The 19,245-nt window shown below is 71.6% G+C and carries 18 protein-coding genes; 12 read left to right on the plus strand and 6 right to left on the minus strand.

The window, feature by feature from the left end; translation table 11 throughout:
• Positions 1–23 precede the first annotated feature (23 nt).
• Positions 24–764, plus strand: a complete 741-nt coding sequence (locus ABD875_RS04295) for a DinB family protein (protein WP_345171563.1) — start codon at positions 24–26, stop codon at positions 762–764.
• Here the strand turns inward: ABD875_RS04295 and ABD875_RS04300 are convergent.
• Positions 761–1,570 carry a sulfurtransferase gene (locus tag ABD875_RS04300; RefSeq protein ID WP_345171565.1) on the minus strand — a complete coding sequence of 270 codons (810 nt, stop codon included), beginning with the start codon at positions 1,568–1,570 and terminating at the stop codon, positions 761–763. The genes ABD875_RS04295 and ABD875_RS04300 overlap by 4 nt on opposite strands.
• A 16-nt stretch (positions 1,571–1,586) precedes the next feature.
• Here ABD875_RS04300 and ABD875_RS04305 point away from each other — a divergent pair, with 16 nt between their 5' ends.
• Both ABD875_RS04305 and ABD875_RS04310 read left to right on the plus strand, forming a co-directional pair.
• A complete protein-coding gene (locus ABD875_RS04305; RefSeq protein WP_345171567.1) occupies positions 1,587–2,240 on the plus strand; it encodes a thymidine kinase in 654 nt (217 codons plus the stop codon).
• Between the two features lie 46 nt (positions 2,241–2,286).
• Positions 2,287–3,498: an SGNH/GDSL hydrolase family protein gene (locus tag ABD875_RS04310; protein ID WP_345171569.1), complete on the plus strand. Its 1,212-nt coding sequence runs from the start codon at positions 2,287–2,289 to the stop codon at positions 3,496–3,498.
• Between the two features lie 195 nt (positions 3,499–3,693).
• Here ABD875_RS04310 and ABD875_RS04315 read toward each other — a convergent pair whose 3' ends face one another.
• From ABD875_RS04315 to ABD875_RS04325, 3 genes are read right to left on the minus strand one after another with little or no spacing between them, the layout of a single operon-like run.
• Positions 3,694–4,812, minus strand: a complete 1,119-nt coding sequence (locus tag ABD875_RS04315; RefSeq protein ID WP_345171571.1) for an alkaline phosphatase family protein — start codon at positions 4,810–4,812, stop codon at positions 3,694–3,696.
• 7 nt (positions 4,813–4,819) lie between these two features.
• Positions 4,820–5,407: a DUF5998 family protein gene (locus ABD875_RS04320; RefSeq protein WP_345171573.1), complete on the minus strand. Its 588-nt coding sequence runs from the start codon at positions 5,405–5,407 to the stop codon at positions 4,820–4,822.
• A 43-nt stretch (positions 5,408–5,450) separates the two neighbouring features.
• Complete coding sequence (locus ABD875_RS04325) at positions 5,451–8,159, minus strand: bifunctional acetate--CoA ligase family protein/GNAT family N-acetyltransferase (RefSeq protein WP_345171575.1); 2,709 nt, start codon at positions 8,157–8,159, stop codon at positions 5,451–5,453.
• A 78-nt stretch (positions 8,160–8,237) separates the two neighbouring features.
• Between ABD875_RS04325 and ABD875_RS04330 the strand changes: the two genes are divergently transcribed.
• The 6 genes from ABD875_RS04330 to ABD875_RS04355 all read left to right on the plus strand — a co-directional run bounded on the left by ABD875_RS04330 (position 8,238) and on the right by ABD875_RS04355 (position 14,900).
• Positions 8,238–10,724 carry a DNA gyrase/topoisomerase IV subunit A gene (locus ABD875_RS04330; protein WP_345171577.1) on the plus strand — a complete coding sequence of 829 codons (2,487 nt, stop codon included), beginning with the start codon at positions 8,238–8,240 and terminating at the stop codon, positions 10,722–10,724.
• Between the two features lie 5 nt (positions 10,725–10,729).
• Positions 10,730–11,425, plus strand: coding sequence for an LppX_LprAFG lipoprotein (locus ABD875_RS04335; RefSeq protein ID WP_345171579.1), 696 nt, complete (start codon positions 10,730–10,732; stop codon positions 11,423–11,425).
• A complete protein-coding gene (locus ABD875_RS04340) occupies positions 11,422–13,170 on the plus strand; it encodes an MFS transporter (RefSeq protein ID WP_345171581.1) in 1,749 nt (582 codons plus the stop codon). Before ABD875_RS04335 ends, ABD875_RS04340 begins: the two co-directional genes overlap by 4 nt.
• A 20-nt stretch (positions 13,171–13,190) precedes the next feature.
• Entirely contained in the window at positions 13,191–13,685 is a 495-nt protein-coding gene (locus ABD875_RS04345) for a beta-class carbonic anhydrase (protein WP_345171583.1), read from the plus strand.
• 21 nt (positions 13,686–13,706) lie between these two features.
• Complete coding sequence (locus tag ABD875_RS04350; RefSeq protein WP_345171585.1) at positions 13,707–14,570, plus strand: sulfotransferase; 864 nt, start codon at positions 13,707–13,709, stop codon at positions 14,568–14,570.
• 99 nt (positions 14,571–14,669) lie between these two features.
• Positions 14,670–14,900 carry a hypothetical protein gene (locus ABD875_RS04355; RefSeq protein WP_345171587.1) on the plus strand — a complete coding sequence of 77 codons (231 nt, stop codon included), beginning with the start codon at positions 14,670–14,672 and terminating at the stop codon, positions 14,898–14,900.
• A gap of 2 nt (positions 14,901–14,902) precedes the next feature.
• Here ABD875_RS04355 and ABD875_RS04360 read toward each other — a convergent pair whose 3' ends face one another.
• Positions 14,903–15,091, minus strand: a complete 189-nt coding sequence (locus ABD875_RS04360) for a DUF6019 family protein (RefSeq protein ID WP_345171589.1) — start codon at positions 15,089–15,091, stop codon at positions 14,903–14,905.
• A 19-nt stretch (positions 15,092–15,110) separates the two neighbouring features.
• Positions 15,111–17,171: a DNA gyrase/topoisomerase IV subunit B gene (locus ABD875_RS04365; RefSeq protein WP_345172674.1), complete on the minus strand. Its 2,061-nt coding sequence runs from the start codon at positions 17,169–17,171 to the stop codon at positions 15,111–15,113.
• Positions 17,172–17,580: 409 nt separating this feature from the next.
• Between ABD875_RS04365 and ABD875_RS04370 the strand changes: the two genes are divergently transcribed.
• From ABD875_RS04370 to ABD875_RS04380, 3 genes are all read left to right on the plus strand, one after another.
• A complete protein-coding gene (locus tag ABD875_RS04370) occupies positions 17,581–17,814 on the plus strand; it encodes a DUF7455 domain-containing protein (protein ID WP_345171591.1) in 234 nt (77 codons plus the stop codon).
• 65 nt (positions 17,815–17,879) lie between these two features.
• Positions 17,880–18,356 carry a DUF456 domain-containing protein gene (locus ABD875_RS04375; protein ID WP_345171592.1) on the plus strand — a complete coding sequence of 159 codons (477 nt, stop codon included), beginning with the start codon at positions 17,880–17,882 and terminating at the stop codon, positions 18,354–18,356.
• 52 nt (positions 18,357–18,408) lie between these two features.
• The gene (locus ABD875_RS04380; protein ID WP_345171594.1) at positions 18,409–19,242 is read left to right on the plus strand and encodes an EamA family transporter; all 834 of its coding nucleotides are present in this window, start codon (positions 18,409–18,411) and stop codon (positions 19,240–19,242) included.
• Positions 19,243–19,245: the final 3 nt, after the last annotated feature.

Consider the following 19,245-nt stretch of genomic DNA (forward strand, 5'->3'; position numbering starts at 1 on the left):
CCCGTTGCGGCCATGATGGGGCCATGACGACCTACTCCGGCACCGACGAGTTCGAGGGCGGCAGCTTCCTCCGGGCGAGCTTCAAGGGCGCGACGTTCCGCTACTCCGACCTCAGCGGCGTGACGATGCGCAGCGTCGACGTGGGCGGGCTCGACATCGACAGCCACGACCTGGCGTTCGGCACCCTCCTCGTGAACGGCGTCGACGTCGTGCCGCTCGTGGAGGCCGAGCTCAACCGGCAGTTCCCGGGGCGTGAGCTGCAGAACGCGGAGACGCCCGACGGCCTGCGCGAGGGCTGGCTCGCGGTGCAGGCGGCGTGGCAGACCACGGTGGCCGGCACGCCCCCGGAGCTGGTCGACGCGCACGTCGAGGACGAGTGGTCGCTCGCGCAGACCCTGCGGCACCTGGTGCTGGCGACCGACGCCTGGCTGCGTGGGGCGATCCAGGGCGTCGAGCAGCCGTTCCACGAGATCGGCCAGATCTTCACCGGCGCGGAGCGGATGGGCTTCGACATGTCGATCTTCCGCACCGACGAGCCGACGTACGACGAGATCCTCGCGGTGCGCGCCGAGCGCCAGCAGCTGGTGACCGACTTCCTGGCCGCGGCCACGCCCGAGCTGCTCGCCGAGGAGCGCGGCAACCCGTGGGGTGGTCCCGACGACGACTGGCACCCGACGGTCGGCGACTGCGTCCGGGTGATCCTGGAGGAGGAGTGGGCACACCTGCGCTACATCCGGCGCGACCTCGCCCTGCTGCGTTCCTAACCGGTCGCGACCGGACGGCTCGGATCGGTGATCCAGCCCGACCAGCTGCCCGGGTAGAGCGCGGCCGGGATCCCGGCGACCTCGAGCGCGAGGATGTCGTGGACCGCGGTGACGCCGGAGCCGCAGTAGACCGCGACGTCCTCCTCACCGGTGACACCGGCCGCGGCGTACAGCGCGCGCAGCTGGGCGGCGGGGCGGAACCGCCCGTCCGGGCCGAGGTTCGTCGTCGTCGGCACGTTGACCGCGCCGGGGATGCGCCCGGCCACCGGGTCGATCGGCTCGGTCTCCCCGCGGAACCGCTCGGGTGCGCGGGCGTCGACGAGGACGGCGACACCGAGCACGTCGTCGGCCTCGACCACGGGCAGCGCCCCGGGGCGCGCGGTGAAGTCCCCCGGCTCCGGGGCGACCGCGACGGCCTGCACGGCTCCCCCGGCCTCGCGCCAGGCCGGCCACGCCCCGTCGAGCACCCGCACGTCCGGGTGTCCGTGGTAGCGCAGCAGCCACCAGGCCCGGCCGGCGGCCAGGCCGGACCAGTCGTCGTACACGACCACCGGACGGTCGTTGCGGACCCCGGCGGCGCGCATCGCCGCCTCGAAGACCGCGACGTCCGGCAGCGGGTGGCGGCCCCCGTCACCCGGCGCGGCCGCGAGCGCGGTGTCCAGGTCGACGTACACCGCTCCCGGCACGTGGCCGGCGTCGAACTCGGCCGGACCAGCGGCGCCACCGGTGCGGTAGCGGACGTCGAGGACGGTCACGTCCCCCAGCGATTCGCGCAGGTCGGTGGCGGAGATCAGCGGCGAGCCCATGAGAGGATTCTGCCCCGTGGCTGAACTGCACTTCTTCACCGGCACCATGGACTCCGGCAAGAGCACCCTGGCGCTCCAGACGAACCACAACCACGCCGCGCGTGGGCGGATCGGCCGCATCTTCACCACCCGCGACCGCGCCGGCGCGTCGATCCTCTCCAGCCGTCTCGGGCTGACCCACGACGCCATCGAGGTCGGCGAGGACTTCGACTTCTGGCGCTACGTCGTCGACTCGCTCACCCAGGGCGGCCGGATCGACTACCTGATCTGCGACGAGGCCCAGTTCTACCGGACCGCGCAGATCGACCAGCTCGCGAAGATCGTCGACGAGCTCCAGATCGACGTGTTCGCGTTCGGGATCCTAACCGACTTCCGCACCCAGCTCTTCGAGGGCAGCAGCCGGCTCGTCGAGCTCGCCGACCGGATGAACGTCCTCCAGGTCGAGGCGCTGTGCTGGTGCGGCAAGCGCGCCACCCACAACGCCCGCACCGAGAACGGCGTGATGGTCGTCGAGGGCGAGGTCATCGTGGTCGGCGACGTCGACCAGGTCGACGAGGCCCCCGCCGACGTCGCCTACGAGGTCCTCTGCCGCCAGCACCACCGCCGCCGCCTCACCGCCGCCCGCGCCAAGGCGGTCTCGCTGGCCCCGGAGCCGCTGCCGTTCGGCTAGGGATTTCCCTCTTCCCGGCCCGGCCCCGGACCCCTAGGTTGTGACGGTGATCACGCCTCGGGTTGCCGCCGTCCTGACCACCATCGCCGCCGCCGTCGCGCTGCTGACGACGACCGCGCCACCGGCCCAGGCCGACGGGCCAGGCGTGGGGACGCCGTGGGTGGTGACGCTGGGCGACTCCTACATCTCCGGCGAGGCCGGCCGCTGGGCCGGCAGCAGCAACGCCTCATCGGCGCGCGCCGACGCACTCGGGCCCTCGGCGTACTACGACAACGCGAGCGGCACCGGCGAGACCATCAACCGCTGCCACCGCAGCAAGTCGTCGGAGGCGTACATCGGCGGCGGCGTGAACGGGCTCAACCTGGCCTGCTCCGGGGCGAGGACCACCACCAGCAACGGCGACAACTTCAAGCCCGGGCTGGACTTCGCAGACTTCGGCGCCGGCAAGCAGGGCCAGGCGAAGATGCTCCAGGGCTTCGCCACCACCCACCGGGTCGGCATGGTCGTGGTCAGCATCGGCGGCAACGACTTCAACTTCGCCGACGTCGTGCAGCAGTGCGTGATCGACTTCCTCGCCTCCCCCAGCTGGTGGAAGGACTACTGCTACGACGACAGCTCGGTGAAGGCGAACTTCACCGCGGCGAACGTCGCCGCCGTCCGGGCGCGCATCCGGACCGCGCTGCTGAACGTCGCGACGGCGATGCGCAACGCCGGGTACGCCGACTCGCAGTGGACGCTGCTCGTGCAGAACTACCCGAGCCCGATCGCCCGCGGCTCCGGGTTCCGCTACTCCGAGAGCGGCTACACGCGGCAGAGCACCGGCGGCTGCGGCTTCTGGAACAGGGACGCCGACTGGGCCAACGACTCGGCGCTGCCCACGATCAACGGCGCGGTGTTCGGCGCGGTCGCCGACACCGGCCTGACCAACGCCCGCACGCTGGACCTGTCCTCGGCGTTCAACGGGCGCCGGCTGTGCGAGAACACCGTCGGGCTCTACGAGGAGCGCGGGATCGCGAGCTGGACGAGTCCCGGCGCCGTCGACCAGACCGAGTGGATCAACCAGATCCGGACCGTCTCGACGTGCTGCTCGAGCAGCCCGTACTACATCCAGGAGTCGCTGCACCCGAACTACTGGGCCCAGCTCGCCACGCGGTCCTGCGTCCGGCAGGCCTGGAACGCCGGCGCCCCGCGCAGCGGGAAGTGCACGATCGCGGGCACCGGCCTGGTGAACGGTGAGCCGCGGATGGCGCTCAACTGAGAGCGGAGCGCCATCCGCCGGCGGTCAGATGCCTCGGCCCCCGCGAACCCGCCCGAGGATGAAGAGCACCAGGGCGACGATGGCGAGAATGATGAGAATGGTCCACAGCATGTTTTGAGCATCCCTCCAGAGAAACGGCGGCCGGTGGGCCGCACCCCTAGAGCGTGTCCATTCGGACCTCGCGACAAACCGTTCTCAGCTGACCAGCAGCGGGATCAACATCTCATCGGGCGTGAGCGAGCCGTGCAGGCCGACCAGCGAGGCTTCGTACGGGAAGTCCGCGGTCGACAGGATCGCGGTGTCCCCGTGGCACGCGACGACGACGTCGCCCAGCCGGGGCAGCACCGACGGCGTGACCGCGCCGAACCAGCCGCGGCCGACCGCCTCCTCGCGCGTGAGCACGTCCGCGCGCGGCCCGAGCAGCTCGCGCCAGGTCGCGACGACGTCGGCGACCGCGCCGCCCTGGCAGTACAGGTGGCGGAACCGCGCCTCGCCGCCGAGCAGGGCGACCCCCGCCCGCAGGTCGAGGTGCTCGTCGACGTCGACCCGGCTCTCGGCCGGCGAGTCGACCATGCCGTGGTCGGCCACCACCAGGAGCCGCACCTGCGGGGGCAGCGCCTCACGCAGCTGCTCGGCCTCGGCGTCGACCATCGACAGCTGCTGGAGCCACTGGCTCGACGCGACGCCGTACCGGTGGCCGGTCCAGTCGAGGTCGCCGTCGTAGAGGTAGGTCAGCGACTGCCGCTCGGCCGACGTCGTCAGCGCGGCCGCGATCCGCTCGCCGACCTTGTCCGCGCCGACGTACTCCGCGCCCCGGTGCGCGGCGACCGTGAGGCCGCTGCCGCGGAACTCGCGCTTGTTGACGACGGTCGCGGTGCCGCCCAGGTCGTGCAGGCGGGTGAACGCGGTGGGGTTGGGCTGCCACTCCAGCGGGTCGACGTCCTTGTCCCAGAGCAGCGCGTTGAGCAGCTTGCCGGTGCCCGGCACGCGAGACGTGAACCCGACCAGTCCGTGCGCGCCCGGCGGCAGGCCGGTGCCCAGCGAAGTCAGGCTGGTCGCGGTGGTGGACGGTACGCCGGCCGTCCCGGGCTGCTGGTCGGCCATGAGCGAGGCCAGGAAGGGCGCGGCGTGCGCGTAGCGCTCGAGCAGCCGCGCGCCGAGACCGTCGACGAGGAACACGACGTACGCCGGCGCGTCCGGCAGCAGGAGGTCGGTGGGCCGGCCGGCGACGTCGAGGCCGAGCGCCGCGGCGACCGCCGGCACGACATCACCCAGTGACCGGTCGCCATAGGCCGGCTGCAGGAACGCGCCCACCCCGGCCTCAGTCGCTGTGGGTCCGCGCGGACAGGGACTCCGCGAACGCGAGCAGGCCGGCGACCGCGTCGGCCCCGTCGGCCGCGGCGGACACCCGCAGCGAGAAGTCGTCGGAGGCGAGGACGCCGGTGTAGCCGTGGTCGGCGTCGCAGTTCGGGTCGTTGCAGCCGGCGGGCTCGAGGTCCACCCGGCTCACCCCGCCCCACCCGATCGTCATCACGGCCTCGGCCGGCTGGCTCGGGCCGGAGGTCGGGTTCGCGATCATCCGGGTGACGACGACGGACTTCACGGCGTTGAGGCGGATCGCCTCGGTCGAGGTCGAGGTGTACGGCTCGGGCAGCAGGTCGTCGCCCTCGTGCTCGTCGGTGTGGGCGAGGATCAGCCGGGTCGGCGTGAGCACCACGACGGACAGGTGGCGGCGCACCTCGTCGCGGTCGAACGTCGGCTCGTGGTGCACGAAGAACCCGACGACCCGCTCACCGGCGACCGCGCCGGCGACACCGTCGGCCACGACCTCCGGGTAGTAGCCCGTGCGGTCGATGGCCTCTCGGAGCTCGACGCCCCGGTCGTGGTCCTCGCTGATCCTGCTGCGCATGCGTGCAGTCTGACACGCACCGCCGACCGGACCCGGTGCGGGCTCAGTTCGGGAGGGTGTCGCCGATCGGCGTCGGCATCCGGCGCACGAACCAGTCCGAGCGCGGGTCGGCGACCGGGTCGACGCGCGCGGCGGCCGTCAGGACCGTGGCGCCCTCGGCCCCGGCGAGGACGAGCCCCAGCTCCAGCGAGCTGATCTGCGGCAGGTCGTTCTGCAGCTGGGCGACGCGGTTGATCAGCCGCTCGATCTCGGCGACGTCGACCACCTCGCTCCCGCGGTAGCCGAACAGCATGGGCGACGACTTGATCTCGCGGACCATCGCGGCGGCGTCGCGCTCCCCCAGCGGCGGGATCCGGTAGGCCCGGTCGGCGAGCAGCTCGGTCAGCGGACCGGCGATCCCGAAGGACACCACCGGCCCGAAGAGCGGGTCCTCGATGCTCCGGATCGCGATCGGAACGCCCGGCCGGGCGTTCTTCTGCACGACGAACCCGGCACGCTCCGGCTCGGAGATCACGCCGTTGAGCGAGGTCCAGGCCTGGCGCAGGTCCGCCGCGGAGTACAGGTTGCGGCGCACGTGGGCGAGGTCGGGCCGCTCGCGCAGGTGCTCGGCGGTCGCCTTGAGCACGACGTCCCAGCCCAGCGCCTCGCCGGCCTCGATCGCCTCCTCGACGGTGCCGACCTTCCTGGTCTGCCACAGCTCGATCTCGTACGCCGCGAGCAGCGCGGTGAGCGACTCCAGGTCGACCTCGGCGCCGTCGGGGTTCTTCTTCAGCAGCTCGTTGACGATGCGCTTCGCGCCCGCGGCGTCGGCCTGGGCGGGGTTCGCGGGGCTGCCGCCGGGCGTGCGCAGCCACACGGCGTACTCCACGACGCGGGCGAGCGCGCGGACCGCCGCCTCCACACCGGGGTACGACGGCACCGAGCCGCGGCCGGCCGTGGCGCCCGCGACGTCGGGCACACGGAGCAGCTCGGGCACACCCTCGGCGCCCAGGAACGAGGAGACCAGCGGCTTGTCGGACTGCTCCCCGACGGCGGCCAGGACGTTCGCGACGTCCTCGCCGGAAACGTTGATCGGCGGCACGTACACCGCGACCACCGAGTCGATCTCCGGGTCGTCGATCGCGGCGTCGAGCGCGTCCTCGAAGTCGTCGGCGCTGGCGTCCGCGCCGAGTGCGATCGCCTTGTTCACGACCAGGCCGACGGCCGCTGCGGCGTCGGCCGCGAGCAGCCCGAGCGCGTCGGAGTTGCCCACGATCGCGACCCGGCGCCCGCGCGGCAGCGGCTGGTGGGCCAGCAGCTGGGCGACGTCGAACATCTCGTCGAGGGTGTCGACCTGGATCACGCCCGCCTGGCGGAACATCGCGTCGACCGCCGCCGGGGGCGCCACGATCTTGCGCACGGCGTGGCCCATCGGCACGCCCTGGGTGGTGCGGCCGGAGCGGACCGCGATGATCGGCTTGCGCTGGGAGACCCGGCGCGCGATCCGGGAGAACTTGCGGGGGTTACCGATCGACTCGAGGTAGAGCAGCACGACCTCGGTGGAGTCGTCCTCCTCCCAGTACTGCAGCAGGTCGTTGCCGGAGACGTCGGCGCGGTTGCCGGCGCTGACGAACGTCGAGAGGCCGAGCCCGCGGTTGTAGACCTTCTCCAGGATCGCGGTACCCAGCGCACCCGACTGGCAGAAGAACCCGGCGCGGCCGCGCGGCGGCATCAGCGGCGACAACGACGCGTTCAGCGAGACGGGACCGGCGGTGTTGATGATGCCCAGCGCGTTCGGCCCGATCAGCCGCAGTCCGTACGACCGCGACAGCCCGACGAGCTTGCGCTGCCGGACCCGGCCCTCCTCACCGGTCTCCGCGAAGCCCGAGGAGATCACGACCAGGCCGTGCACGCCCTTCGCGGCGCAGTCGAGCACGACGTCCTGCACGGCGTCCGCCGGCACGGCCACGATCGCGACGTCGACGTCGTCGGGGATGTCCGCGACGGTCTTGTACGTCGGCAGCCCGGACACCGCATGTGAGGTCGGGTTGACGGCGTACACCCGGCCGGTGAAGTCGCCGGTCACCAGGTTGCGCACGAGCGCCTGGCCGATGGTCTCCTGGCGGCGGCTCGCGCCGATGACCGCGACCGAGCGCGGGTTGAAGAACTTCTCGATCGAGGCGGCCTCCGCCTTGTGCTCGCGGTTCATCATCACGCCGATCGCGGTGTCGGTCGGGTCGATGGAGAACTCGAGCTGGAGCACCCCCTCCTCGTACTCGCTCACCACGCGGTAGCCGGCGTCGCGGAACGTCTGGATCATCCGGGAGTTGTCGGGCAGGACCTCGGCGACGAAGCGCTCCACGCCGCGCTCGCGGCCGGCCTGCGCGAGGTGCTCGAGCAGCAGCTGCCCGATGCCGCGGCCCTGGTGCTGGTCCTCGACGAGGAACGCGACCTCGGCCTCGCCGGGCCGGACCACGTCGTACCGCCCGACCGCGATGATCCGCTGCTGCAGCGTGAGCACGAACGCGACCCGCTCGACGTGGTCGACGTTGAGGAACCGGGCGAGGTCCCGCTCCGACAGCCGCGGCATCGGCGAGAAGAAGCGGTAGTACTTCGACTGGTCGGACACCCGGGCGTAGAACTCGACGAACACGTCGTGGTCGTCGGGGCGGATCGGCCGGATGTGGGCCGTGCGGCCGTCGCGGAGCAGGACGTCGGCCTCCCAGTGCTGCGGGGGTGCCTGCACCGTCGGCGCGTCCTGGGGGTCGGTCACCGGGGAAATCTATCGCGCTTCGGTCGCAGCGGCGTGGCCGCGGGCAAACCGTCGGAGGCGGTTGAGAGAATCCTCGGCATGGCACGCGGCAAGACGAAGCAGGACCTCCCCGACGACTTCGAGGAGCACATCCTCGACACCGACATCAAGCAGGAGATGGAGTCGTCGTTCCTCGAGTACGCCTACTCCGTCATCTACTCCCGCGCGCTGCCGGACGCCCGGGACGGGCTGAAGCCGGTGCAGCGCCGGATCCTCTACACGATGAACGACATGCGGCTGTTCCCCGACCGCGGCCACGTCAAGAGCGCCCGCGTCGTCGGTGAGGTCATGGGCCGGCTGCACCCCCACGGCGACGGCGCGATCTACGACGCGATGGTCCGGATGGCGCAGCCGTGGTCGATGCGGCTGCCGTTCATCGACGGCCACGGCAACTTCGGCTCGCCCGACGACTCCCCCGCCGCGATGCGGTACACCGAGGCCCGGATGGCCCCGGCCGCGGTCGCGATGACCGCCTCGATCGACGAGGACACCGTCGACTTCAAGCCCAACTACGACAGCCGCGAGCTCGAGCCGTCGGTGCTGCCCGCCGCGATCCCCAACCTCGTCGTCAACGGCACCACCGGCATCGCGGTCGGCATGGCGACCAACTGCGCCCCGCACAACCTGGTCGAGGTCGTCCAGGCGCTGCGGCACCTGATCACGCACCCGAAGGCCGGCCTCGACGACCTGATGCGGTTCATCCCCGGCCCGGACCTCCCGACCGGCGGCAAGATCGTCGGGCTCGAGGGCATCCGCGACGCCTACGAGACCGGCCGCGGCACGTTCCGGATGCGCGCGACCGCCCGGGTCGAGAGCATCAACAACCGCCGCAAGGGCATCGTCGTCACCGAGCTGCCGTACGGCGTCGGCACCGAGAAGGTCATCGAGCGGATCAAGACCCTGGTCCAGGGCAAGAAGCTCCAGGGCATCTCCGACATCAAGGACCTCACCGACCGCGAGAACGGTCTCCGCCTGGTGATCGAGGTCAAGAACGGCTTCGTCCCCGAGGCGCTCCTCGAGCAGCTCTACAAGCTGACCCCGATGGAGGACACGTTCGGCATCAACGCGGTCGCGCTGGTCGACGGCCAGCCGCGCACGCTCAGCCTCAAGGAGATGCTCGAGGTCTTCCTCGGCCACCGCTTCGACGTCGTACGCCGCCGCTCGGTCCATCGCCGCACCAAGGCCGCCGACCGGCTGCACCTCGTCGACGGCCTCCTCATCGCGATCCTCGACATCGACGAGGTCATCCAGGTGATCCGGTCGAGCGACAACGCCGCGGCCGCCAAGGAGCGCCTGACCGAGATCTTCGAGCTCACCGAGATCCAGGCCGAGTACATCCTCGACATGGCCCTGCGCCGGCTCACGAAGTTCTCCCGGATCGAGCTCGAGAAGGAGAAGACCGAGCTCGAGCGGATCATCGAGGAGCTCGACGCGATCCTGTCCGACGAGAAGCTGCTCCGGAAGGTCGTCTCCGACGAGCTCGCCGAGGTCGCCAAGACGTTCGGCACGCCCCGTCGCACGGTGCTGCTCGAGTCCGCGGGCACCGCGGTCACCTCGGCCGCCGTACCCCTCGAGGTCGCCGACGACCCGTGCTACGCCTACCTCTCCTCCAGCGGCCTGCTGGCCCGCACGGCCACCGCCGAGCGTCCGGGGCAGGGCGGGGGCCGCGCCAACCACGACGTCGTCGTGTCCGCGGTGCGCGCCACCGCGCGCGGCGAGGTCGGCGGGCTCACCAGCACCGGCCGGCTGGTCAAGATCGGCGTGCTGGAGCTCCCGCAGCTGCCCGACACCGCCAACGACCCGCACCTCGCGGGCGGGCTCCCGGTCAGCGAGATCCTCGCGCTCGAGCCGGGCGAGCGGCTGCTCGCGCTCTGCACGCTGGCCACCGACGGTCCCGGCCTCGCGCTCGGCACCCGCCAGGGCACGGTCAAGCGGGTCAACCCGGAGGTCCTGGGCAGGGACGAGTGGGAGGTGATCCGGCTCGCGGACGGCGACGAGGTGGTCGGCGCCATCGAGCTCACCACCGGCTCCGAGAGCCTGTGCTTCCTCACCTCCGACGCCCAGCTGCTCCATTTCGGCGCCGACGCCGTCCGCCCCCAGGGACGTTCGGGCGGCGGCATCGCGGGCATCCGCGTCGCCGCCGGCGAGCGGGTCGTGTGGTTCGGCGCGATCGACCCGGCCGCGCCCGAGGGCTCGGTCGTGGTCACCGCGTCCGGCTCGTCGACCGCGCTGCCCGGCACCGAACCGGGGGCCGTGAAGGTGACGCCGTTCTCGGAGTACCCCGCCAAGGGCCGCGCGACCGGCGGGGTCCGCTGCCACCGGTTCCTCAAGGGCGAGGACGCCCTGGTCTTCGCCTGGGCCGGCACCGCGCCCGCCCGGGCCGCCGCGGCCAGCGGCGCCCCGGTCGAGCTGCCCGAGGCGAACGGCCGGCGCGACGGCTCCGGCGTGCCCGGGAGCCAGCCGATCGCGGCCTGCGCCGGCCCGGTCGCGCTGCGCCTGGGCCTGGGCACCGGTGTGGAAGGCTGACGCCCGTGCGCACTCGGAACGCCCTCGCGGCGGCGGCCCTCGTCGTCCTGCCCCTGACCGCCTGCAGCGACGACTCCGCAGGCGCGGGCGGTGACCAGGACCCGACCGCCGTGCTCGCCGAGGCCAAGCAGAACCTCGACGACACCAGCGGCGTCCACCTCACCCTCTCGACCGACGACCTGCCCGACGGCGTGACCGGCGTGACCGGCGCGGACGGCATCGGCACCCACGCCCCGGCGTTCGACGGCACGATCACGGTCGCGCTCTCGGGCCAGCCGTTCGACGTGCCGGTGATCGCGGTCGACGGCACGGTCTATGCCCAGCTCCCGCTGACGACCGGCTGGCAGGACATCGACCCGGCGGAGTACGGCGCTCCCGACCCGGCCTGCCTGATGAGCCCCGACGCCGGCTTCTCGACGCTGCTGTCGGAGACGACCGACGTCGAGGCTGGCGAGAGCGTCCGCGGCGGCGAGAACAACGCCGAGGTGCTGACCGAGTACACCGGCACCGTCGCCGGCGACGTGGTCGCGAACATCATCCCCACGGCGTCCGGCGACTTCGACGCGTCGTACACGATCACCGACGACGGCGAGCTGCGCGAGGTGGACCTGACCGGCGTCTTCTACGAGGACTCCGAGTCGATGACGTACACCGTGACGTTCGACGACTACGGCACCGAGAAGGACATCACCGCGCCATGAGTGCGTCGCCGCGGGTGCTGCTGGGTCTCGCGGCAGTCGCCGTGGCGTTCGCGGCGGCGGACACCTACGTCGTCGTGCTGGCGCTGCCGGACATGATGGCCAGCTCCGGCATCCCCGTCGACCAGCTCCAGCGCGCCGCTCCCATCGTCTCCGGCTTCCTGCTCGGGTACGTCGCGATGCTGCCGCTGATCGGGCGGATCGCGGACCTGCGCGGCCGCGTGCCGGTCCTGGTCGCGGCGCTGGTCGTGTTCGCGATCGGGTCGCTGGTGACGGCGCTGGCCTACGACATGACCACGATGGTGGTCGGCCGGTTCCTCCAGGGCGTCGGCGGCGGCGGGCTGGTGCCGGCGACGCTCGCCCTGGTGGCCGACCTCTACCCCGCCCAGCGCCGCGGCGTCCCGCTCGGCGTCGTCTCGGCCGTCCAGGAGATCGGCAGCGTCCTCGGCCCGCTGTTCGGCGCGCTCGTGCTGTCGGTCGCGGACTGGCGGGTGATCTTCCTGGTCAATCTCGTGGTCGGCATCGTCCTCGCCCTCGCTCTGAATCGGCTGTCGGTGGTTGAGGTGCGAGCGAAGCGAGCCTCGAAACCACCATGGGACTGGATCGGGCTTGCGCTTGCCTTGGTCACCTTCGTCGCCTACGCCGTGGTCTGCATCGAGCCGAGCGGGATGATGCGCGACCTCACCTGGGGCCGGCTGTTCATCCCGGTCACCGGTGACAGCCGCTGGCTGACCCCGCTGGGCCTCACCGCGATCGGCGCGGCCGCGCTGCTCGTGGTCCGCTGCTGCACCGCGCAGCGGCCGCTGCTCGACGTCCGGGCCTGGATCGGGACGCTGCGCGAGGCCGACGTGCTCGGCGCGCTGCTGCTCGCCCTGGCGCTGTCCGGCGTGATCTTGGCGTTCGCGACCGCGGACCCCAAGGTGCAGGTGTTCTCCGACCAGGGGCTCTGGTACCTCCTCGGCGGGGCGCTGGCGGCCGTCGCGTTCGCGCTGCACCTGCGCCGGTCCCCCGCGCCGCTCGTCCCGGCCGGCGCGCTGCGCCGTACGCCCGCCTGGGGCGCCATGCTGGTGAGCTTCTTCATCGGGGCCGCGCTGATCGCGGCGCTGATCGACATCCCGCTGTTCGCCCGCACCACCGTCTACCCCGGCTCGCAGCTGATGGCGGCGCTGGTGCTGGTGCGCTTCCTGGTCGCGCTGCCGGTCGGCGCGGTGCTCGGCGGCTACCTCACCCGCACGCTGCCGGCCGGCGTCGTCACGGCCATCGGGATGGCGGCCGCGGCCGTCGGGTTCCTCTGGATGGCGACCTGGGGCCTGGAGTCCCTCGAGAGCCCCGTGGCGACGCTGCCGCTGGTGCTCTGCGGCTTCGGCTTCGGCCTGGCGCTGGCCCCGGTCAACGCGGCGGTGCTCGCCACCACCGGCGACGACGTGCACGGCCTGGCCAGTGCCTTCGTGGTCGTGTCCCGGATGGTGGGGATGCTGGTCGGGATCTCCGCGCTCACCACGATCGGGCTGCGCCGCTACTACGCCGAGCAGGCCGACCTGCCCCCGGCCCGCGAGGTCTGCGGCGGCGAGTCGCGCTGCGCGGAGTTCACCGAGCTGCTCAAGGTCGCCGGCATCGCCCAGGAGCACACCGTGTTCACCGGGGCGGCGGTCTGCGCGGTGGTCGCCGGCGTGCTCGCCCTGGTCCTGTTCCGAGGCGCCGGAACGCGCGCCGTGTCGACGGGTGAACTGCTGCGAATGGGCGGGTGAGGGCTGGGTAACCTCGGCTCGTGGCTGACTTCGACGACCTGCTGAAGGCGAACCACGAGTTCGCCGCGTCCTTCGACCTCTCCGGATTCGACGGCGTCGCGCACGCCGGCGTCGCGATCGTGACGTGCATGGACTCCCGGATCGACCCGCTCGGCATGCTCGGGCTCAAGCCCGGGGACGCCAAGATCTTCCGCAACCCCGGTGGCCGGGTCACCCCGCAGGCGCTCGAGGCGCTGGTGCTGGGTGCGCACCTGCTGAACGTCGACCGCATCCTCGTGGTCCCGCACACCCGCTGCGCGGTGGCCTCCAACACCGAGGCCGAGCTGCGGGAGCGGGTCGCCGCCTCGGCCGGCCGGGACGCCTCGTGGCAGCCGTTCCACGTGGTCGCCGACCAGGCCGCCGCCCTGACCGAGGACGTCCAGAAGGTCCGCTCGCACCCGCTGATCCCCGACACCGTGCTGGTCGGCGGCTTCATCTACGACGTCGACACCGGCCTGCTCGAGCAGATCGTCTGACCCAGGGCTACCCTTCGGCTCGTGCGGAAGACGTTCCTGCTCGGTGCCGGGTGCCAGAAGGGCGGCACGACCTGGCTGTACCAGTACCTCGCGGGATCGCCCCAGTTCGCCCACGGGTACCGCAAGGAGTACCACGTCCTCGACTCCCTGGACCTGCCCTCCGAGGAGCCCGCTCGGCGCCGCCTGGTCGCCGCCGCCGCGGAGCACGCCGCCGCCGACCCGCAGCCCGGGGACCGCAAGGCCGCCACGGCCGCGCACCGGCTCAGCATGTTCTTGGACCAGCAGTTCTACTTCGACTACTTCACGGGGCTGCTGCACCGCACGCCGGACACCCGGCTCGTCGCCGACGTGACGCCGGCGTACGGCATGCTCCCCGCGGCGCGCTTCGCCGCGGTACGCGACGGCTTCGCCGCACGGGGCATCAGCACGCTGCCGGTGTTCCTCATGCGTGACCCCGTCGAGCGGATCTGGTCGCAGGTGCGGATGCACGCCCGCCTCTACCAGCACCACGCGGCCGCGAAGGCCGAGTCGGCCGACTTCGTCCGCGGCCAGTTCGCGCGACCGGCGTACGCCGCGCGCACGGCGTACGACGAGACGATCCGGACGCTCGACAGCGTCTTCGGCACCGACGGCGTCTACTACAGCTTCTACGAGCAGCTGTTCAGCGAGGCGGAGGTCGGCCGGCTGTGCGAGATGGCCGGGATCGACTACGTCGTGCCCGGCTTCGACCAGCGGGTGCACTTCTCGCCGAAGACCTCCGACCTCCCGGAGAGCACCGTGCGCACCGTCGCCGAGCACTACCGCGGCGTGTACGTCGCGGTGGCCGAGCGGTTCCCCGAGGTCCCCCTGGCCGAGATCTGGCCGAGCAGCCGCTTCGTGCTCTGATTTCGATTCAGGTCCGGTTCAGGTCCGGCTCAGGTCGGGCGACGGCCTGCCGATGGTGCCCTCGGAACTCTCTGGCCCCGGCAGGAAGAGCAGGAACGAATGGCCGACTACAACGTGCTGACCCACTCCGACATGGTCAGCGCCGGGCGCGCGGTCTACCGCGGTCACTCGGGGCGTCCGCTGGAGCACCACCTCATCGAGGCCACGATGATCGACCTCACCACGAACCAGAGCTACGACTTCGCCGGCATCGTCCCGGCCTGGGGCGACCGCGAGCCGCTCTACATCTTCACCTCGAACCTGGTGCTGCGGAACAAGGACCGCGACTGAGCTCAGGGGCGCGAGTTCGGGCTCCGCTCACGCCCCAGCCTGAGGTCGGCGCGGACCCGGTCGGCGTCGATCTTGTTCTGCGCGTCGATCGTGCCGTCGCGCACCGCGAACCTGATCACGTAGTAGACGACAGTGAGCGCCACCACGGTCATGACCATGCCGACGAGGACCCCGAGAACCGTGAACGTCATGCGGTGAGGCTAACCCCGCTCAGGCGTCGAGCGCCTCGACGTCGACCTCGTACGCGCCCTGGACGATGAACTCCTTGCGCGGCGCGACGTCGGAGCCCATGAGGAGCTCGAAGACGTTGGCCGCGGCGTCGGCGTCGTCGACGGTGATCCGGCGCAGCGTGCGGTGGCGCGGGTCCATCGTGGTCTCGGCCAGCTGGTCGGCGTCCATCTCACCGAGTCCCTTGTAGCGCTGGACCGGGTCCTTCCAGCGCACGTTCTTCTTCTTGAGCTCGGCGAGCTTGCGCTGGAGCTCGTCGTCGGAGTACGTGTAGACGTACTTCTCCTGGCCCTTCTTCGGGTTGGAGATCTCGATGCGGTGCAGCGGGGGCACGGCGGAGTAGACCCGGCCCTCCTGCAGCAGCTCGGGCATGTACTTGTAGAACAACGTCGCGAGCAGGCAGCGGATGTGCGCGCCGTCGGAGTCGGCGTCGGCCATGAAGATGATCCGGCCGTAGCGGCGGGCCTCGAGGTCGAACGTCCGCCCGGAGCCGGCGCCCACGACCTGGATGATCGAGGCGCACTCGGCGTTCTTCAGCATGTCGCCGACCGACGCCTTCTGGACGTTGAGGATCTTGCCGCGGATCGGCAGCAGCGCCTGGAACTCGGAGTTGCGGGCGAGCTTGGCCGTGCCGAGCGCCGAGTCACCCTCGACGATGAACAGCTCGGTGCGCTCGTTGTCGTTGGCGCGGCAGTCGGCGAGCTTCGACGGCAGCGCCGAGGACTCCAGCGCGTTCTTGCGCCGCTGGGTCTCCTTGTGGGTCCGCGCCGCGATCCGGGTCTTGGCCGCTCCCGCGACCTTCTCCATGACCAGCTTGGCCTGCGCCTTCTCGGTGCGCTTGGTCGAGGTCAGGAACTTCTTCAGCTCCGCCGACACCACCTTGCGCACGACGGTGCGCGCGGCCGGCGTCCCGAGGATCTCCTTGGTCTGGCCCTCGAACTGCGGCTCCGCGAGCCGGACGGTGACCACCCCGGTGAGGCCCTCGAGCACGTCGTCCTTGATGACGTCGTCGTCGTTGACCTTGAGCACCTTCGCGGCCTTCATGGCGTCGTTGAAGGTGCGGGTCATCGCCTGCTCGAAGCCGCTGACGTGGGTGCCGCCCTTGGGGGTGGCGATCACGTTCACGAACGAGCGGGTCGTGGTGTCGTACCCGGTGCCCCAGCGCACGGCCACGTCGACGAACAGCTCGCGCACGACCTCCTGGGGGGTCATGTGCCCCTTGTCGTCGAGCAGCGGCACGGTCTCGGTGAACGTGTCGCTGCCCTGCAGCCGGAGGATGTCGGTGACCGCCTCGTCGGGCGCCAGGAAGTCGGTGAACTCGGCGATGCCGCCGTCGTGGCGGAACTTCTCCTCGACCGGGACGTCGCCGCGCAGGTCGCGGATCACCAGCTCCAGGCCGGGGACGATGAACGACGTCTGCCGGGCGCGGCCGATCAGCCCGTCGAACTCGAACTGCGCGTCCTTGGTGAAGATCCGCCGGTCCGGCCAGAACCGGACGCGGGTCCCCGACTTCCCCTTGGCGACGCGGCCGCCCTTGCGGGTGAGGCCGGACCTCGGCTCGAACGACGCGTCCGGGCCCTCGCCGTCGAAGACGCCGGGGGTGCCGTGGCGGAACGAGATGCCCTGCCGGGCCGGGGAGCGCTCGACGTCGATGTCCATCCGGGCCGAGAGCGCGTTCACGACCGACAGGCCGACGCCGTGCAGACCGCCGGTGGCGACGTACGAGCCGCCGCCGAACTTGCCGCCGGCGTGCAGCTTGGTCGCCACCACCTCGACGCCCGGGAGCCCGGTCTTGGGCTCCTTGTCGGTCGGGATGCCGCGACCGTCGTCGTGCACCTCGGCGGAGCCGTCGGCGTGCAGCGTGACCTCGACCCGGTGCGCCGACCCGGCCAGCGCCTCGTCGACGCCGTTGTCGATGATCTCCCACAGGCAGTGCATGAGCCCGCGCGTGTCCGTGGACCCGATGTACATCCCGGGACGCTTGCGCACCGCCTCCAGTCCCTCGAGGACGAGGAGGTGCGCTGCGTTGTACGTGTTGTCGATCGTGGGGCTCCTGCATCAAATCCGTCGGGGGTCTCGGTGACGAATCTACCTGCGACACGCCGGAGGCCCATGAAGGCACGCCTGCCGGGAGCGGGGCTACCGTGGTCAGCACTTCCCCGAGCAGCACCCGCGCAGCGCCAAGTACGAGCACCTTGGGTGGCACGTCACGATGTGGACACGATCGTTCCTCGGGTCGACGGATTCGCAACGCGACTCACCACCACCGCGTCACACTCATCAGGGACCGTGTTTCTCCACACAGCAGCTCTTGAAAAGCATGGATACCTGCCGATGAGGGAATGCAGTACATGATTGGATGACGTGGTCCGGACCACGTGACGTCGGGAATCTTGGAGCCCCTCGCTACGTTGAGCCAGACACCGAACGCTGAAGAAGAATTGAGGCCGATGTGACCACTGCAGTTGCCCCCAGCACCGCCGCGCTGAGCGCCGCGGACCGCTGCGACCGTTGCGGAGCCCAGGCCTACCTTCGCGTGGAGCTCCAGTCCGGTGGTGAGCTGCTCTTCTGCGCCCACCACGCCCGGGAGCACGGCGACAAGCTCAAGGAGATCGCCGCCCACGTGATCGACGAGACCCACAAGCTCTCCAACACGCCCGCCACCGCTCCCGACACGGAGCAGTGACCCGAGACCACCCCAGAACGGCCCCGGACACCTGTCCGGGGCCGTTCTGCATCTAGGGTGCGTCCGTGACCGCCACGGAAGTCCTCGTCGCCCTGGTGATCGCGGTCGGGCTGGTCGGCATCCTGGTCCCGGTCCTCCCCGGCTCGATCCTCGTGGTCGCGGGCGTCCTGGTCTGGTCCATCTCCATCGGCGGCCCCACCGCCTGGACCGTGTTCGCCGTGGCGACCGTGCTGGTCGCCGGCGGCGCGGTCGTCAAGTACGTCGTTCCCGGCCGCCGCCTGCAGGTCGCCGGGATCCCCGCCACCACCCAGGGCCTCGGGGTGCTGCTCGGGGTGGTCGGCTTCTTCGTCGTCCCGGTGATCGGGCTGCCGATCGGCTTCGTGCTCGGCATCTACCTCGCCGAGCTGGCCCGCGTCGGGTCGAGGGACGCCTGGCCCTCGACGGTGCACTCCCTGAAGGCCGTCGGGCTGTCCATCGTGATCGAGCTGGTGGCCGCGATCGCGGCCACCTGGGTCTGGATCTACGGGGTGCTCGCCACGTGATCACCCCACCGAGCCGCTCGCTGCGCTCGCGCCTGCAGGAGGACCCCGAAGGATGACCCTGCTGCTCTCACTCCTCGCGGCGGCGTCGTACGGGCTGGGTGACTTCAACGGCGGCATCTTCTCCCGGCGCGGGGGCGCCTGGGCGGTCTCCCTGGTCGCCCAGCTCGGGGGCACCGTGCTGGTGCTGCTGGTCGCGCTCGTCGACGGAGGCTCCCCCACGGCGGTCGACTTCGGCTGGGCGGTCGTCGCCGGGGTCGGGAACGGCTTCGGTACGGCGTTCCTCTACCGCGGGCTCTCGTCGGGGCGGATGGGCGTGGTCGCGCCGGTGTCCGGTGTCGGCGCCGTGGTGGTGCCGGTCCTGGTCGGCCTGGGTGCCGGCGAGCGGCCCAGCGCGCTGGTCTGGGTCGGGGTGGTCCTGGCCCTGCCCGCGATCTGGCTGGTGTCGCGGGAGCCGGTCGACACCCCGGCCGCGGGCTCCGGCTCCGGGCTGACCGACGGCGTCCTCGCCGGGCTCGGGTTCGGCACGCTGTTCGCGGCGCTGGCCCAGATCGACGAGAGCGCCGGGTTCCTCCCTCTCGCACTCAACCAGGCGATCGCCGGGGTGGCGATCATCGCGGTCGCGATGACGCTGCGCGAGAGCTGGGTGCCGCGCAACCGCTACGCCCTCGGCGGGCTGGTCAGTGGTGCGCTCGGCGCGCTGGCGACCGGGTTGTTCCAGGTCGCGACCCAGCACGGCTACCTGTCGGTCGCGGCGGTGGTCACGTCGCTGTACCCGGCGTTCACGGTGCTGCTCGCCGCCCTCGTGCTGCGCGAGCACGTGCACCGCACCCAGGCGTACGGGCTGGCGCTGTGCGCCGGCGCGGTCGTTCTGGTCGCTGCCGGCTGATCG

It is taken from the genome of Nocardioides caricicola, assembly GCF_039541135.1.
GTDB classification, from domain to species: domain Bacteria; phylum Actinomycetota; class Actinomycetes; order Propionibacteriales; family Nocardioidaceae; genus Nocardioides; species Nocardioides caricicola.

What these genes read in the sequence shown, in the direction of transcription:
- ABD875_RS04380 (WP_345171594.1), top strand. Translation starts at nt 18,409, where the DNA reads ATGACCCTGCTGCTCTCACTCCTCGCGGCGGCGTCGTACGGGCTGGGT.
- ABD875_RS04360 (WP_345171589.1), bottom strand. Translation starts at nt 15,091, where the DNA reads ATGACGTTCACGGTTCTCGGGGTCCTCGTCGGCATGGTCATGACCGTG.
- ABD875_RS04330 (WP_345171577.1), top strand. Translation starts at nt 8,238, where the DNA reads ATGGCACGCGGCAAGACGAAGCAGGACCTCCCCGACGACTTCGAGGAG.
- ABD875_RS04320 (WP_345171573.1), bottom strand. Translation starts at nt 5,407, where the DNA reads ATGCGCAGCAGGATCAGCGAGGACCACGACCGGGGCGTCGAGCTCCGA.
- ABD875_RS04340 (WP_345171581.1), top strand. Translation starts at nt 11,422, where the DNA reads ATGAGTGCGTCGCCGCGGGTGCTGCTGGGTCTCGCGGCAGTCGCCGTG.
- ABD875_RS04355 (WP_345171587.1), top strand. Translation starts at nt 14,670, where the DNA reads ATGGCCGACTACAACGTGCTGACCCACTCCGACATGGTCAGCGCCGGG.
- ABD875_RS04300 (WP_345171565.1), bottom strand. Translation starts at nt 1,570, where the DNA reads ATGGGCTCGCCGCTGATCTCCGCCACCGACCTGCGCGAATCGCTGGGG.
- ABD875_RS04295 (WP_345171563.1), top strand. Translation starts at nt 24, where the DNA reads ATGACGACCTACTCCGGCACCGACGAGTTCGAGGGCGGCAGCTTCCTC.